Annotated in this window: 10 protein-coding genes and 1 pseudogene; 4 read left to right on the top strand and 7 right to left on the bottom strand. The window is 74.8% G+C overall.

All coding sequences use genetic code 11. The features are described 5' to 3' along the window. The first annotated feature begins 137 nt into the window (after positions 1 to 137). Entirely contained in the window at positions 138 to 1,391 is a 1,254-nt protein-coding gene (locus ACGFIZ_RS03105; RefSeq protein ID WP_393415234.1) for a phosphatidylserine decarboxylase, read from the top strand. 64 nt (positions 1,392 to 1,455) lie between these two features. Here ACGFIZ_RS03105 and ACGFIZ_RS03100 read toward each other — a convergent pair whose 3' ends face one another. The 3 genes from ACGFIZ_RS03100 to ACGFIZ_RS03090 form a co-directional block, all read right to left on the bottom strand. Further along, on the bottom strand, positions 1,456 to 2,379 hold the full coding sequence (locus ACGFIZ_RS03100) for a CDP-alcohol phosphatidyltransferase family protein (protein ID WP_393415614.1): 924 nt from the start codon (positions 2,377 to 2,379) through the stop codon (positions 1,456 to 1,458). Positions 2,380 to 2,721: 342 nt separating this feature from the next. Continuing rightward, positions 2,722 to 3,699, bottom strand: a complete 978-nt coding sequence (locus ACGFIZ_RS03095) for an NUDIX hydrolase (protein ID WP_393415231.1) — start codon at positions 3,697 to 3,699, stop codon at positions 2,722 to 2,724. 112 nt (positions 3,700 to 3,811) lie between these two features. Further along, positions 3,812 to 4,759 (bottom strand): NUDIX domain-containing protein, encoded by a 948-nt coding sequence (locus ACGFIZ_RS03090; protein WP_347666483.1) that lies wholly within the window; start codon positions 4,757 to 4,759, stop codon positions 3,812 to 3,814. A 144-nt stretch (positions 4,760 to 4,903) separates the two neighbouring features. Between ACGFIZ_RS03090 and ACGFIZ_RS03085 the strand changes: the two genes are divergently transcribed. Further along, a complete protein-coding gene (locus ACGFIZ_RS03085) occupies positions 4,904 to 5,320 on the top strand; it encodes a PspC domain-containing protein (protein WP_393415228.1) in 417 nt (138 codons plus the stop codon). A 16-nt stretch (positions 5,321 to 5,336) separates the two neighbouring features. On the opposite strand, the gene guaA is transcribed toward ACGFIZ_RS03085, so the two are convergent. Next, positions 5,337 to 6,893, bottom strand: a complete 1,557-nt coding sequence (gene guaA, locus ACGFIZ_RS03080; protein WP_347666485.1) for a glutamine-hydrolyzing GMP synthase — start codon at positions 6,891 to 6,893, stop codon at positions 5,337 to 5,339. Positions 6,894 to 7,008: 115 nt separating this feature from the next. Beyond that, a complete protein-coding gene (locus ACGFIZ_RS03075) occupies positions 7,009 to 8,700 on the bottom strand; it encodes an FAD-dependent oxidoreductase (protein WP_393415225.1) in 1,692 nt (563 codons plus the stop codon). A gap of 132 nt (positions 8,701 to 8,832) precedes the next feature. On the opposite strand from ACGFIZ_RS03075, the gene ACGFIZ_RS03070 reads away from it, so the two are divergent. Further along, complete coding sequence (locus ACGFIZ_RS03070; protein WP_393415222.1) at positions 8,833 to 9,975, top strand: LCP family protein; 1,143 nt, start codon at positions 8,833 to 8,835, stop codon at positions 9,973 to 9,975. A 9-nt stretch (positions 9,976 to 9,984) separates the two neighbouring features. On the opposite strand, the gene ACGFIZ_RS03065 is transcribed toward ACGFIZ_RS03070, so the two are convergent. Beyond that, positions 9,985 to 11,442, bottom strand: coding sequence for a M1 family metallopeptidase (locus ACGFIZ_RS03065; protein WP_393415219.1), 1,458 nt, complete (start codon positions 11,440 to 11,442; stop codon positions 9,985 to 9,987). A 297-nt stretch (positions 11,443 to 11,739) separates the two neighbouring features. Here ACGFIZ_RS03065 and ACGFIZ_RS03060 point away from each other — a divergent pair. Further along, positions 11,740 to 11,916, top strand: a pseudogene (locus ACGFIZ_RS03060) (phytochelatin synthase); the annotation flags it as partial. Between the two features lie 76 nt (positions 11,917 to 11,992). Here ACGFIZ_RS03060 and ACGFIZ_RS03055 read toward each other — a convergent pair. Further along, positions 11,993 to 13,393 (bottom strand): M1 family metallopeptidase, encoded by a 1,401-nt coding sequence (locus tag ACGFIZ_RS03055; protein ID WP_393415216.1) that lies wholly within the window; start codon positions 13,391 to 13,393, stop codon positions 11,993 to 11,995. Positions 13,394 to 13,415: the final 22 nt, after the last annotated feature.

The following is a 13,415-nucleotide window of genomic DNA, read 5'->3' as shown; positions in this document are numbered from 1 at the left end:
CGGCGAACCGCCGGGTCGCCGCGGATCGCCCGTGGCCGAGCCGCCGGGTCGCGGGCCTCGTCCGCGGTCCGGCCGACCAGGTTGCTGTGGCGGTCCCGCCGCGTATGTCGTCTCTACCCGTCAGGAGCCCGTCCGACATGACCCAGTCCCCCGCCGTGCCCGCCGCCGGCCGGTCCGGTCCGGTCCGCATCGGCGAGCGCGCCGCCCGTACCCTCGTCAGCGAGTTGGCCCGGCGCAACGACCCCAAGCCCGCACTGCTGGTCGGTGCGGCCCCGGAGTCCGCGGTGCTGGCCGCGGCGATCGACGCCCTACTGCCCGGCGACACCCTCACCGTCGTGCCCGCCGCGACGGCCGGGCCGGCCGCGCTGCGCGAGCACGTGACGGCCCACGGCCGCTGGGTCGCCGACCGGGTACGGGTGGTGGACTCCCTCGCCGAGGCCGACACCGCCGAGGTGGTGATCGCCGCCGAGGCGCTCACCGGCACCGTCGACGAGACCCGGACGACCATCGACGGTCTGGGCAAGTACCTTGCCGACGGCGCGGTGCTGAGCGTGGCCGCGCCCGCAACCCCCGGCCGCACCGCCGGCGCCTCCGCCGAACTGGAGCGGCAGGCGGCACTGCACGGCGTCGGCTCCGACCTGGTGCTGCGCAACGCCCCGCCGGTGCGGGTGCACCGGCTGCGGTTCACCCCGGCCAGCCCGGCGCTGGCGGCCCGGCTCGCCCCCGCGTACCGCCCGTCCAGCGTCCCGCTGACCCGGAGCATGCACATCGACTCCAACGGCGTGGCCGCGGCGGGGATCGCCCTCGGCCTGGCCGCGCTGGCCCGGGTCGCCCGACCGAAGTCCCGCCTCTGGCTGCTCCCGGCGCTGGCCGCCGCCCCGGTGGCCGCGTTCTTCCGGGACCCGGAGCGGGACGTGCCGGAGGACCCGTCGGCCGTGGTGGCCGCCGCCGACGGGCAGGTGCTGTCGGTGCAGCGGCTGCACGACGAGCGCTTCGGCGACGGCGAGTGGCTGCGGGTCGCCGTCTTCCTGTCGGTGCTGGACGTGCACGTCAACCGGTCCCCGGTGGCGGGCAAGGTGGTGGACTACTTCGTCGCCGACGGCGGGTTCGTCAACGCGATGAAGCCGGACGCCGAGCACAACGTGGCGGCGTACACGGTGGTCGACACCGAGCACGGGACGGTCGTCGTCGCGCAGCGTACCGGGCTGATCGCCCGGCGGATCGTGCAGCGCGCCCCCATCGGCGCGCTGCTGACCAAGGGCGAGCGCTTCGGGCTGATCCGGTTCGGCTCGCGTACCGATGTCTACCTGCCGGCGCACGCGGCCGAGCCGCTGGTCGGGCCGGGTGACAAGGTCGCCGGCGGCGCCACGGTCATCGCCCGCTGGCGCTGAGCGCAACACACGAGGAAGGGGCGCCGCTGCTCTCAGCGGCGCCCCTTCTGCTTCGTCGGGCCGGTCAGGCGGTGCGGCGCTGGTGCAGCCACAGCAGCGGGCCGCTGACCAGGTATCCCACCACGACCAGGGCGAAGGTGAGCCGGATGTCGACGAGCGCGCCGATCACCGGAGCCAGCCAGAGCCACGGCGGCAGCTTCACCAGCCGGGCCAGCTTGGCGTACGGGAAGCTGCTGACCATGGCGAACGCCAGCAGCGCCACCCCGGCGATCTGCACCATGCCCGGCAGCGGCAGCCCGAGCGCGACCGTCAGGGCCAGCACGGCCGCGGCCATGGTGGTCGGCACGCCGCAGAAGAAGCGGCCGTCCTTCGGCGAGACGTTGAACCGGGCGAGCCGGATCGCGGCGCAGGCGGCGACCAGCGCGGCGGCGACCGCGGCGGCGGCGGGCGGGGCCGACCCGGCGAGCGAGGCGTACACCACCACCGGGGCGGCGAGGCCGAACGAGCACATGTCGGCCAACGAGTCCATCTGGGCGCCGAACGGGCTGGCGACCCCGAGCTTGCGGGCGAGCGCCCCGTCGAGCCCGTCGAACGCCACGCAGGCGATCAGGAGGAGCGCGCCGAGCCGCACGTCGCCCCGCATGGCCACGAAGATCGCGTTGATGCCGAGCATCAGGCTGGCCAGGGTGCAGGCGTTGACCAGGGCGAACTTCGCCCGGCGGGCCGCGGTGCGCTCGCCGGGCAGCAGCGGGATCGCCATCGAGGACGAGTCGTCGTCGACCGCGGAACTGGGGGCGAGGGCCGGGCTGACCGGCACGATCGCCTCGACGTCGGTGCGCTCGTACCGGTCGAGGCCGTACCGGCGACGCTGCCGGTCGAGGTAGCGGTGCTCGGGCGAGGCCAGGTCGGCGGCCGGGGCGGCGACGCCGTCCCGGCGTCCCACCCGGACAAGCAGCACCTGGCGCGCGAACGTGCTGCTGCGGCGCAGCCGGCCCGCCCAGCGACGCCCTGCGGGGCGCGGACTGTCAGTCGTACGACGCCGGCGCCATGGGGCTCTCGGCACGTTTCCTCCATCACCGGATCGGCTGGCCGCCTCGGGGGCGGACGTCCGGCTGTCTCGTGCCGGACCGCTGCTGGCCCGGCAGCCGTTCAAGCGGAGTACACCATTGCACAGGGGGGTGGGGCTTGGCGATAGCTGCCGGCGGCCTTACGTCTCCGTCAACCGCGCGAACCGCCTCTTCATTCCCATCTCGGGCCTCATCGCCCGTTTCTCCATCAACCCCGTCCCCAGCGTACCGGAGCGGACCGGTGCCGACCGAACCCGCGCCGGCTATCCGACCCGACGTCCGGTTGCCAGCGCGACGACCTCGGTGACCCGCAGCCCGCCGAGCTGCTCGGGACTGAACCAGGCGGCGTCGGCCGTCGAACCGCCGGCCAGCTCGGTGACCCGGGCCTCGGTCGGCTCGTCCACCCGCACCCGGTAGATCACCCGGACTCCGTGCCAGTCCAGCGGCCGACCCTCCGGACCCAGCGCGGCCGGATTGTGCAGATTGTGCACGGCGATCAGCTCCAACACCCGGCCGAGCTGGCCGCCCTCCTCGACCAGCTCGCGGAGCAGGCCGGCCGCCGGCTGCTCGCCGTGGTCGGTGCCGCCGCCGGGCAGGTGCCACAGCCCGGCGCCCGGGTAGCCCTCCGCGATCTTCGTGAGCAGCACCCGCCCGACCGGGTCGGTGACCAGCCCGTACGCCGCGAAGCGCACCCGCCGGTCGGCCGGGGACGGCGGCAGCGGCGCGCGGGGGACGGCGCGGGGCGCGGCGGGCCGCACCGGGACGACCGGCAACCCCAGGGCCTCGGCGGTGAACGGCAGGAGCGGCAGTGCGGCGGCCTCCTCGGGAGTCGCCCAGCGCGCCAGGTCGGCACCGCCGGCCCGGTCGCGGAGCGGCTCGCCGGCCCGGTCGCGCCCGCCGGCCTCGCCGGTGCCGGCGCTGCCGGCCTCGCCGGGCAGGCTGGCGTCGGTTGGCGCGACGGTGAAGACGATCCGGTCGGTGTGCAGCGAGACGCCCTCCTGGGGCAACGAGATGGCGTCCGCGACGGCGGCGACCAGGCCGGTCACCGTGACGGCGCGCCCGGTCTCCTCGGCGAACCCCCGCACCACGCCCGCCTCCGGGTGCTCCGCGTGCGCCAGGCCGCTGCCGGGCAGCCGCCACACCCCCGGGAAGTCGGCCCGGGCCGACTCCCGCACGAGCAGCACCCGCCCGGCGCCGTCCCGGCAGATCCCGTACGCCCCGACCCGCCGCCGCTGCTCCACCCGCACCCTCTTTTCCGCCCGCACACCCCGTCGATCATGAGGTTAGCGGGCACCAGGACCGGCGCGTCGTGCCGTCAACCTCATGATCAACGAAAGGCGGGACCGGGGCGGGTCAGGTGAGGCGGGCGGCCTGGACGGCCTCCGCCGTGACCTCCGTGAGGCGGTCGGTGGGCAGGGCGCCCAGCTCCTCGCGGGCGAACCAGCGGGCCTCGCAGGTGGAGCCGCCGACGTCCGACACGGTCGGCGGGGCGGGCTGGTCGACCACCACCCGGTAGAAGGCGCGTACGCCGTGCCAGTCGATCGGGTAGCCCTCCGGACCGAGCGAGGCGGCGTCCCGGTGGCTGGCCACGCCCAGCAGCTCGACCAGGCGACCCCGCTGGCCGGTCTCCTCGACCAGTTCCCGGATCAGCGCCGCGCCCGGCTGCTCCCCGTAGTCGGTGCCGCCGCCCGGCAGGTGCCAGCGGCCCGCGCCCGGGTACCCGTCGGCGACCCGGGTGAGCAGCACCCGCCCGTCCGGGTCGGTGGCCACCGCGTACGCGGCGAAGCGCTGGGCCCGGTGCAGCCCGTCCGGGCCGGGGACCGCGTAGAACGAGGGGAACTCGGGCACCTCGTCGGGCACCACGTCGGCCGACGAGGCGGGCAGCCCGAGGGCCCGCGCGGTGAACGAGCGCAGCGGCAGCTCGCGGGCCTCCGCCAGGGTGAACCAGCGGGCCAGGTCGGTCGGGCGGTCGACCCGGTCGACCAGCGTGCCGCCGCGCACCGAGACCTTGTAGATCAGCCGGTCGGTGTGGATGGTGATGCCCCGCTCCGGCAGCGCCCGCATGTCGGCCAGCACGTCGTCCAGGCCGGAGACGGCCACCGAGAGCCCCGTCTCGGCGGCGGTCTCCCGGACGACGGTGTGGTTCGGGTCCTCGCCGTGGTCGACGGCCCCGCCGGGCAGCGACCATGTGCCCGGGGTGCCGGAGCGCCCCGACGCGCGTACCAACAACACTCGGCCGGCCGAATCAGCACAAACTGCGTATGCCGCGATCCTGCGGAGCGGCTCCAGCATGGTGGTCACGGGAGAAAATTCTCCCCCGCGGCCGTTTCCTCCATCGAAAAGTGTCAGATTCCTGACCCAATGCTGGATCATCAGGGGTCGATCAGGGTAGGGATCCGGGCGGTCACCGAGGACGTGGCGGCGCCGCGCGCGGAGCGTGGAGTCATGACCTCGACCCAGAGCCACCAGGCCCCGTACAAGCAGCTCCGTCGCCCCACCACCGACCGGATGGTCGCGGGGGTGGCCAGCGGCCTCGGCCGCTACTTCGTCGTCGATCCCACCCTGGTCCGGGTGCTCTTCGCCGTCGCGACGCTGGTCACCGGCGGGTTCGCCGCGCTCGCGTACCCGATCATGTGGTTCCTGATGCCGGAGGAGCCGGCCGGCGCCCCGGCCTGGCCGCACCCGACGGGCCCCGCGACGCGGTCCACGGGTTATGCCCCGCAGCCGGCCCACCCGTCGGCCGCGCCGACGACGCCGGCCCCGCCGCACAACGCCGGCTCCGAGGCGCCCACCACGCCGCTCGCCCCGCCGGTGCCGCCGACCGCGCCCACCTCCGGGCCGGTGCCGCCGACCGCCGGTTGAGGCGGTCGGGGCGGCGTCACTCCCACTCGATGGTGCCCGGCGGCTTGCTGGTGACGTCCAGGACCACCCGGTTCACCTCGGCCACCTCGTTGGTGATCCGGGTGGAGATCCTGGCCACCACCTCGTACGGCAGCCGGGACCAGTCGGCGGTCATCGCGTCCTCGCTGGAGACCGGGCGCAGCACCACCGGGTGGCCGTAGGTGCGCCCGTCGCCCTGCACGCCCACGCTGCGTACGTCCGCCAGGAGCACCACCGGGAACTGCCAGACGCCCCGGTCCAGGCCGGCGGCGCTCAACTCGTCCCGGGCGATCAGGTCGGCCTTGCGGAGCACGTCGAGCCGCTCCCGATCGACCGCGCCGATGATCCGGATGGCCAGGCCGGGGCCCGGGAACGGGTGCCGCCAGACCATCGCCTCGGGCAGGCCCAGCTCCAGGCCGAGCGTGCGGACCTCGTCCTTGAACAGCGTGCGCAGCGGCTCGACCAGGGCGAACTTCAGATCCTCGGGCAGACCGCCGACGTTGTGGTGGCTCTTGATGTTGGCGGTGCCGGTGCCGCCGCCGGACTCCACCACGTCCGGGTAGAGGGTGCCCTGCACCAGGAACTCGACGTCGCCGTGCGAGGCGATCTCCCGGGCGGCGGCCTCGAAGACCCGGATGAACTCCCGGCCGATGATCTTGCGCTTCTGCTCCGGGTCGGTCACCCCGGCCAGGGCGCCGAGGAAGCGCTCCTGCGCGTCGACCACCTTGAGCTTGATGCCGGTGGCGGCGACGTAGTCCTTCTCCACCTGCTCGGCCTCGCCGGCCCGCAGCAGGCCGTGGTCGACGAAGACGCAGGTGAGCTGGTCCCCCACCGCCTTGTGCACCAGCGCGGCGGCGACCGCGGAGTCCACCCCGCCGCTCAGGCCGCAGATGACCTCCTTGTCGCCCACCTGCTCGCGGATGCGGGCCACCTGCTCGTCGATGATGTTCTCGGGCGTCCAGGTCGGCTCGATGCCGGCGATGTCGTACAGGAACCGGGTGAGCATCTCCTGCCCGTGCGCGGTGTGCCCGACCTCGGGGTGGAACTGCACCCCGGCCCGGCGGCCCGCCAGATCCTCGAACGCGGCGACCGGAGCGCCGGCCGACTCCGCGGTGACGGTGAAGCCGGCGGGCGCCTCGGTGACGCAGTCGCCGTGGCTCATCCAGACCGGCAGATCCGCCGGAAGGTCGCGGAGCAGCACACCCGGGTCGAGCAGACGGGGGCGCAGCGGGGTGCCGCCGTACTCACGGTTACCGGTGCGGGCGACCGTGCCGCCGAGCGCCTGGGCCATCGCCTGGAAGCCGTAGCAGATGCCGAAGACCGGCACCCCCGCGGTGAACATCCCGGCGTCGACCTGCGGGGCGCCCGGGGCGTAGACGCTGGCCGGGCCGCCGGAGAGGATGATCGCGGCCGGGTTCTTCGCCAGCATCTCGGCGACGGGCATCGAGTGCGGGACGATCTCCGAGTAGACCCTAGCCTCGCGCACCCGGCGCGCGATGAGCTGGGCGTACTGGGCTCCGAAGTCCACGACGAGGACGGGGCGCGGCGTGCTCATGTGCAGAAAGCCTACCCACCGTCACGCCGACTCCGGGCAGCGCCCGCCGGTCCTGTGACGCGCCACCGGGAGGAGCCGGTGGAAGATGCCTCAGGCGTTGACAGGGGGCCCTTCCTTACCGCAGGGCGGCGGGGGCGTCCGCCGGGACCGCCGGGTGGGCCGGCGGGACCGGGTCGAGGCGGCGGTACGGCTGGCCGAGCGGTGGCCGGAGGTCGGGCTCGCCCCTGTTGGGCCAGAACGACATCGCCCGCTCGGCCTGCGCGGTGATGGTGAGCGACGGGTTCACCCCGAGGTTGGCCGAGACGGCCGCCCCGTCCACCACGTGCAGCCCGGGGTGCCCGTGGACCCGGTGGTACGGGTCGATCACCCCGTCGGCCGGGGTGACGCCGATCACCGCGCCGCCGAGGATGTGCGCGGTCATCGGGATGTCGAACGGCTCGGTGAGCGAGCCGCCGGGAATGCCGCCGATCTCCTCGGCCAGCAGCCGGGCGGCCTGGTTGCCGGCGGGGATCCAGGTCGGGTTGGGCGCGCCGTGGCCCGGGGCGGCGGCCAGCCGCCGGCCGAACAGGCCGCGCCGCCAGCGCGTGGTCAGCGAGTTGTCCGCCGACTGCATGACCAGGGCGACGACCGTGCGCCGCGACCAGTCGCGCACGGTCAGCATCCGGGCGGCCACCCCGGGCTGCCGCAGCAGCGTGGCCACCCAGCGGCGAACCCGGTGCGGGCCGCCGTCGACCAGCAGGGACTGGAGCACCCCCATGGCGTTGGAGCCCCGGCCGTAGCGCACCGGCTCGATGTGCGTCTGCGGGTCCGGGTGGAACGAGCTGGTGATCGCCACCCCCGCGGTGAAGTCCATCCCCTCGGCGCGGGCACGCCGCCGCGTGACGGACGCCCCGAGGATCGCCTCGGAGTTCGTCCGGGTCAGCTCGCCGAGCCGGGGCGACAGGTGGGGCAGCGCGCCGGCGGCCCGCATCCGGTGCAGCAGCCGCTGGGTGCCCAGCGCCCCGGCGGCGAGGACCACCTGGTCGGCGTGGAACACCCGGCAGCGGCGCAGCCAGGCCCCGGTGCGGACGGTCTCGACCCGGTAGCCGCCGCCGTCCGCGGGGCGCACGGCGGTGACCGTGGTCAGCGGGTGCACGTCCACGCCGAGCCGCTCGGCCAGCCACAGGTAGTTCTTCACCAGCGTGTTCTTCGCCCCGTGCCGGCAGCCGGTCAGGCACGAGCCGCAGTGCGTGCAGCCGGACCGGTCGGGCCCGGCCCCGCCGAAGTACGGGTCGGCGGCCCGCTGTCCCGGCCGGCCGATGTGCACCGCGACGGGCGTGGGGTGGAACGTGTGCCCGACCCCCATCCGCTCGGCCACCGCCCGCATCGCCCGGTCCGCCGGGGTGTGCACCGGGTACGTGGTGACGCCGAGCATCCGTTTCGCCTGGTCGTAGTGCCGCGCCAGCTCGGCCCGCCAGTCGGTGACGTCCCGCCACTGCGGGTCGGCGTAGAACGCGTCGAGGGGCTCGTAGAGCGTGTTCGCGTAGACCAGCGAGCCGCCGCCCACCCCGGCTCCGGACAGCACCAGCACCCCGCCGCCGGCCCGGCGGTCGGCGGCGCGCAGCAGGTCGATCCGTTGCAGCCCGTAGCAGCCGAGCCGCGGCGCCCACAGGAATCGCCGCAGCCGCCACGACGTCTCCGGGAACTCGTCGTCGGCGAAGCGCCGCCCGGCCTCCAGCACGCCGACCGAGTACCCCTTCTCGGCCAGCCGGAGCGCGGTGACGCCGCCGCCGAAACCGGACCCGATGACGAGCACGTCGTACCGCATGGACGCATCATTACCGATGAGTAGCACTCGCGCCACAGCCAGTTCTCGCGGGACCATGCACCCACCGGCCCCGGTGTGACGTCTGGCAGTCCGGCGTCACCGCCGAGCCTGGTGTCGGGGAGGGTGGCAAGCATGGTCGGACAGGCGGGACAGGCGTTCCGGCGGTGGCGGCTCGGGCTGGCCGTCCTCGCGGCGGTCGCCCTGCTGGCGGTCGGCGCCACGGTGGTCGTCCGGCTGGCCGCAGGCCTTGGGCCGCCGCGCGGGCCGGGGACGACCACCACCACCGCCGTCGCGCCCTCGGCGGCCGAACCCAGCCCCACGCCGAGCCCGACGCCCAGCCCCACCCCGCCGCCGGGGGCGGGGATCACCGGCCCGCTCAACCTGCTGCTGGTCGGGGTCGACACCCGGGTCAGCGTGCCCGGCTGGGAACCGCACGGCGACGCCGTACTGGTGGCGCACGTGACGAAGGAGCTGGACCGGGCATACCTGTTCTCGCTTCCCCGCGACCTGCTTGTCGACATCCCGGCGTACCCGGAGTCGGGCTACCGGGGCGGGCGGACCAAGCTCACCCACGCGATGAGCTACGGCAGCCGGGTGCCGGGCAAGCGGCGGCAGCCGAGCACCGCGCAGGGGTACGAGCTGCTGCGCAGCACCGTCAGCGGGTACACCGGGCTGCGGTTCGACGCCGGCGCGGTGGTCACCTTCCAGGGCTTCGACAAGCTGGTGGACGCCGTGGGCGGGATCGACGTCTACATCGACCAGCGGACCCCCTCGCTGCACCGGCGGCCGGACGGCCGGCACCGCGCCCCGGCGCCGGGCGGAGGCGGGTACGTCGGGCCGCAGATGGTCTACGAGAAGGGCGAGCGGCACCTCAACGGCTGGCAGGCGCTGGACTACGCCCGCCAGCGCTACATCCCCGGCGGCGACTACGCGCGGCAGCGCCACCAGCAGCAGCTTCTCCGGGCGCTGCTCCGCAGGATCCAGGCCGAGGACCTGGCCCGGCAGCCGGAGCGGGTCGAGCAGGTCGTCGCCGCGCTCGGCGACACCCTGACGTACGCGGGCGGGCCGCGCGTCGTCGACCTCGCGTACGCCCTCGGCGGGCTGCCGGCCGACCGGCTCGTCCTCGTCGGCCTGCCCGGCGACTCGGTCGGCTCCGGCGGCGGGTACCGGGGCGAGCAGCTCACCCGGGTCGGCCGGGGGTTCCTGACGGCGCTCAGGGCGGGGCGGGCCGACGAGTACCTCGCCGACCACCCGGAACTGGTGGTGAAGAAGTAGGGCCGCCGGTCAGCGGGGCGCGGGGCGGGGTGGTTGCTCGGTGCCGTACAGCCAGGCGTCGAAGAGGGCGGCGAGCTGCCGGCCGGCGACCTGCTCGGCGAGGTCGACGAAGTCGGCCGTGGTGGCGTTGCCGTCGCGCCGGTCGGCCGCCCAGCTCCGCAGGATCTCGAAGAACGCCTTGTCCCCGACCGTGGTGCGCAGGGCGTGCACGGTCATCGCGCCGCGCTGGTACACGGACTGGCTGAACAGGTTCGCCGGCCCCGGCCTGCCGGGCGGGGTCCGCCACACCTGGCTGCCCGAGCCGAGGTACGCGTCGTCGAACGACTGCTGCGCGGTCCGCCCGCCGCGGTGCTCCTCCCAGAGCCACTCCGCGTACGTGGCCAGCCCCTCGTTGAGCCAGATGTCCTGCCACCTGGCCAGGGCCACGCTGTTGCCGAACCACTGGTGGGCCAACTCGTGCGCGACCACTCCGGTGTTCTCGCCCCCACGGAAGAAGTTGGCCGAGTAGACCGGGCGGCTCTGGGTCTCCAGCGCGTACCCGATGCCCGGCTCGGAGACCACCACCCCGCCGTACGCGTCGAACGGGTACGGACCGAAGACGCCCTCCAGGTAGTCCGCCACCTCGACCGTACGGGCGATCGAGGCGTCGGCGGCCCCTTGCGGCAGCTTCGTGGTGACCGCGCTGAACACCGGCCGTCCCTTGTGCTCGCCCCGGGTCACCCGGAACTCCCCGATCGCCACGGTGCTCAGGTAGCTCGCCATCGGCGACCGCTCGGCCCACTTCCAGGTGGTCCAGCCGCCGCTGGTGCTGTTCCCCACGGGCACGCCGTTGCTGACGGCCGTCAGCCCCTTCGGGACGGTGAACTCGAAGTCGTACGCGGCCTTGTCGGAGGGGTGGTCGTTGACCGGGAACCAGGTGCTCGCCGACTCGGGCTGGCCGAGCGCCACGGCGCCGTCGGAGGTGTGCCGGAAGCCGCCCTCGCCGAGGGCCTCGTTGCGCAGCGGCGCCGGCTCGCCGACGTAGCTGATCTCCGCGGTGAAGCCGTTGCCGGAGGTCAGCCCGGAGGCGGGGGTGATCACCAGTTCGTCGCCGGTGCGGCTGTGCCGGGCCGGGGCGCCGTCCACGGTCACCTCGCGCACGCTCAGCCCGGCCAGGTCCAGGTTGAACGAGGACAGGTCGGTGGTGGCGGTCGCCTGCACGGTGGTGGTGCCGGAGAGCCGGTCCCGCGCGGGGTCGTAGCGGACCTTCACGATGTACCGGGTCACGTCGTACCCGCCGTTGCCGTACTTCGGGAAGTAGTCGTCGCCCACCCCCGCGGCCCCGGGCTCGAACTGCCGCACCCGGGTCGGCTGCTCGCTCTCCGCCGGTAGCGGCTCGGTCGGCGTCGATCCGCAGCCGGCCACCGCGAGCGCGGCGGTCAGCAGCAGACCGGTGCCGAGGCGCGCGCCCCGCAGGCTCAGCGTCATACCCGTCGTCCCCTTCCGGCCCCCGGTGCCCGGCCCGCCCGGCCGGCGCCCCGTTCCGCCCGCGGCAGCCTACCGAGCGCGCGCGACGGGAGCACGACGCCGCCGCCCGGCCACCGCGATCTTGCACTCCCACCCCTGACAACCCTGACAAATCGCCCCAACAGCGAGCCCGAGTTGCAAGATCGCGAACAGCGCTTCGGGCAAGATCCGCGCAACTTCAGGGAAACTGTGGCCACAGTGTGCGACGAGGGGACAGTTTCCCCGAAAATGCGACCAAACCGCAGGCTCTTGCCGCCTGACGGCACCACCCACTCCTTCGAAGGCGGCCACTACATCAGCATCGTCGGCTACCACGACGGCGGGAAGACCGTCACCATCGCCGACTCCGCCAACCCCGACCAGGCCTCCTACCAGATGAGCATCGACAACCTCGCCGACTGGATCGCCACCCGCGGCTACAGCGCCACCTCCTGACCCCAGGGTGTTGCGGGGATCGCTAGAACCCGCCCACGGGGACGGGCCCTTCGGCGTACCGGAGAGCTGAAGCGGGTCACGGGAGGGTGGGCGGCGTGTCGGCGGCTAGCCAGGCGTCGAACAGGGCGCCCAGTCGCCGGCCGGACACCCGCTCGGCGAGGGCGACGAAGTCCGCCGTGGTGGCGGTGCCGCCGCGCCGCTCGGCGGTCCAGGCACGCAGGATCCGGAAGAAGGCGTCGTCGCCGACGGTGCGGCGCAGGGCGTGCACGGCCAGCGCGCCCCGCTGGTAGACGGCGGTGCCGAACATCTCCGCCCGGCCCGGGTCCACCGACGGCTCCGACCAGTCCGTCGCGGCGTACCGCAGCTCGAAGCTGCGCTGCGCGGTCGGGCCGCCGTCGTGCTCGGCCCAGAGCCATTCCGCGTACGTCGCGAAGCCCTCGTTGAGCCAGATGTCGCTCCACCGGGCCAGCGAGACGCTGTCGCCGAACCACTGGTGGGCCAGCTCGTGCGCGACCACCCCCGGGTCGGGCCGGCCGGAGCGGAAGAAGCCCGGCCCGTACACCGGCCGGGACTGCGTCTCCAGCGCGTACCCCACGCGCTCGTCGGCGACGGCTATCCCGCCGTACGCCTCGAACGGGTACGGCCCGAACCGCTCGGCGAGGAAGTCGGCGATCTCACCCGTACGGGCCACCGACGCGGCGGCCGGTCCGTCGGCCGGCAGGCTCGCCGCCACGGCGGTCACGATCGGCCTGCCGGCGTGGGTGCCGGTGTCGACCCGGTAGTCACCGATCACCAGGAAACTCAGGTAGCTGGCCATCGGGGCCCGCTCGGCCCAGCGCCACGTCGTCCAGCCGCCGCCGCTGGTACGGCCCAGCGGCACCCCGTTGCTCAGCGCGGCGAGCCCGTCCGGGACGGTCACCTCGACCTCGTAGCCGGCCTTGTCCGAGGGGTGGTCGTTGACGGGGAACCAGGTGGCCGCCGAGTCGGGCTGGCCGAGGGCGATCGCCCCGTCGGGGGTGGCCAGGAACCCGCCGCCGCCCAGCGTGCTCTCGGCGACGGGTCGGGGCACCCCCGCGTACTCCACGTCGACCGTGAACCGGGCCCCCCGGGGCAGGCCCCCCGCCGGGGTGACGACCAGCTCGCGGCCGTCCCGGGCGTGCCGGGCGCGGGCGCCGTCGACGCGTACGGCGGAGACGGTCAGGCCGGCGAGGTCCAGGTTGAACCGGGACAGCCCCTCGGTCGCCGTGGCCGTGACGGTGGCGTGGCCGGTGAGCCGGTCGTCGGCCGGGTCGTAGCGGACCCGCAGCCGGTAGCCGGCCACGTCGTACCCGCCGTTGCCGTAACCGGGGACGTACGGGTCGCCCGCGTCGGCCGCCCCGGCGCGCAGCCCGGACCGGTCGTCGTGCCCGGTGCAGCCGGTGACCAGCAGCGCCAGCGTCAGCAGGACACCGCCCCACCGCCCGCGACCGCCGTTCACCCCGCCGAGCCTAGAACGCGGC

Source organism: Micromonospora sp. NPDC048830, from assembly GCF_043198215.1.
GTDB lineage: Bacteria > Actinomycetota > Actinomycetes > Mycobacteriales > Micromonosporaceae > Micromonospora.
The sequence above is the reverse complement of the archived record's forward strand: the minus strand, read 5'-3'. Positions and strand labels throughout refer to the sequence as shown.

What these genes read in the sequence shown, in the direction of transcription:
- ACGFIZ_RS03105 (WP_393415234.1), top strand. Translation starts at nt 138, where the DNA reads ATGACCCAGTCCCCCGCCGTGCCCGCCGCCGGCCGGTCCGGTCCGGTC.
- ACGFIZ_RS03085 (WP_393415228.1), top strand. Translation starts at nt 4,904, where the DNA reads ATGACCTCGACCCAGAGCCACCAGGCCCCGTACAAGCAGCTCCGTCGC.
- guaA (WP_347666485.1), bottom strand. Translation starts at nt 6,893, where the DNA reads ATGAGCACGCCGCGCCCCGTCCTCGTCGTGGACTTCGGAGCCCAGTAC.
- ACGFIZ_RS03075 (WP_393415225.1), bottom strand. Translation starts at nt 8,700, where the DNA reads ATGCGGTACGACGTGCTCGTCATCGGGTCCGGTTTCGGCGGCGGCGTC.
- ACGFIZ_RS03070 (WP_393415222.1), top strand. Translation starts at nt 8,833, where the DNA reads ATGGTCGGACAGGCGGGACAGGCGTTCCGGCGGTGGCGGCTCGGGCTG.
- ACGFIZ_RS03065 (WP_393415219.1), bottom strand. Translation starts at nt 11,442, where the DNA reads ATGACGCTGAGCCTGCGGGGCGCGCGCCTCGGCACCGGTCTGCTGCTG.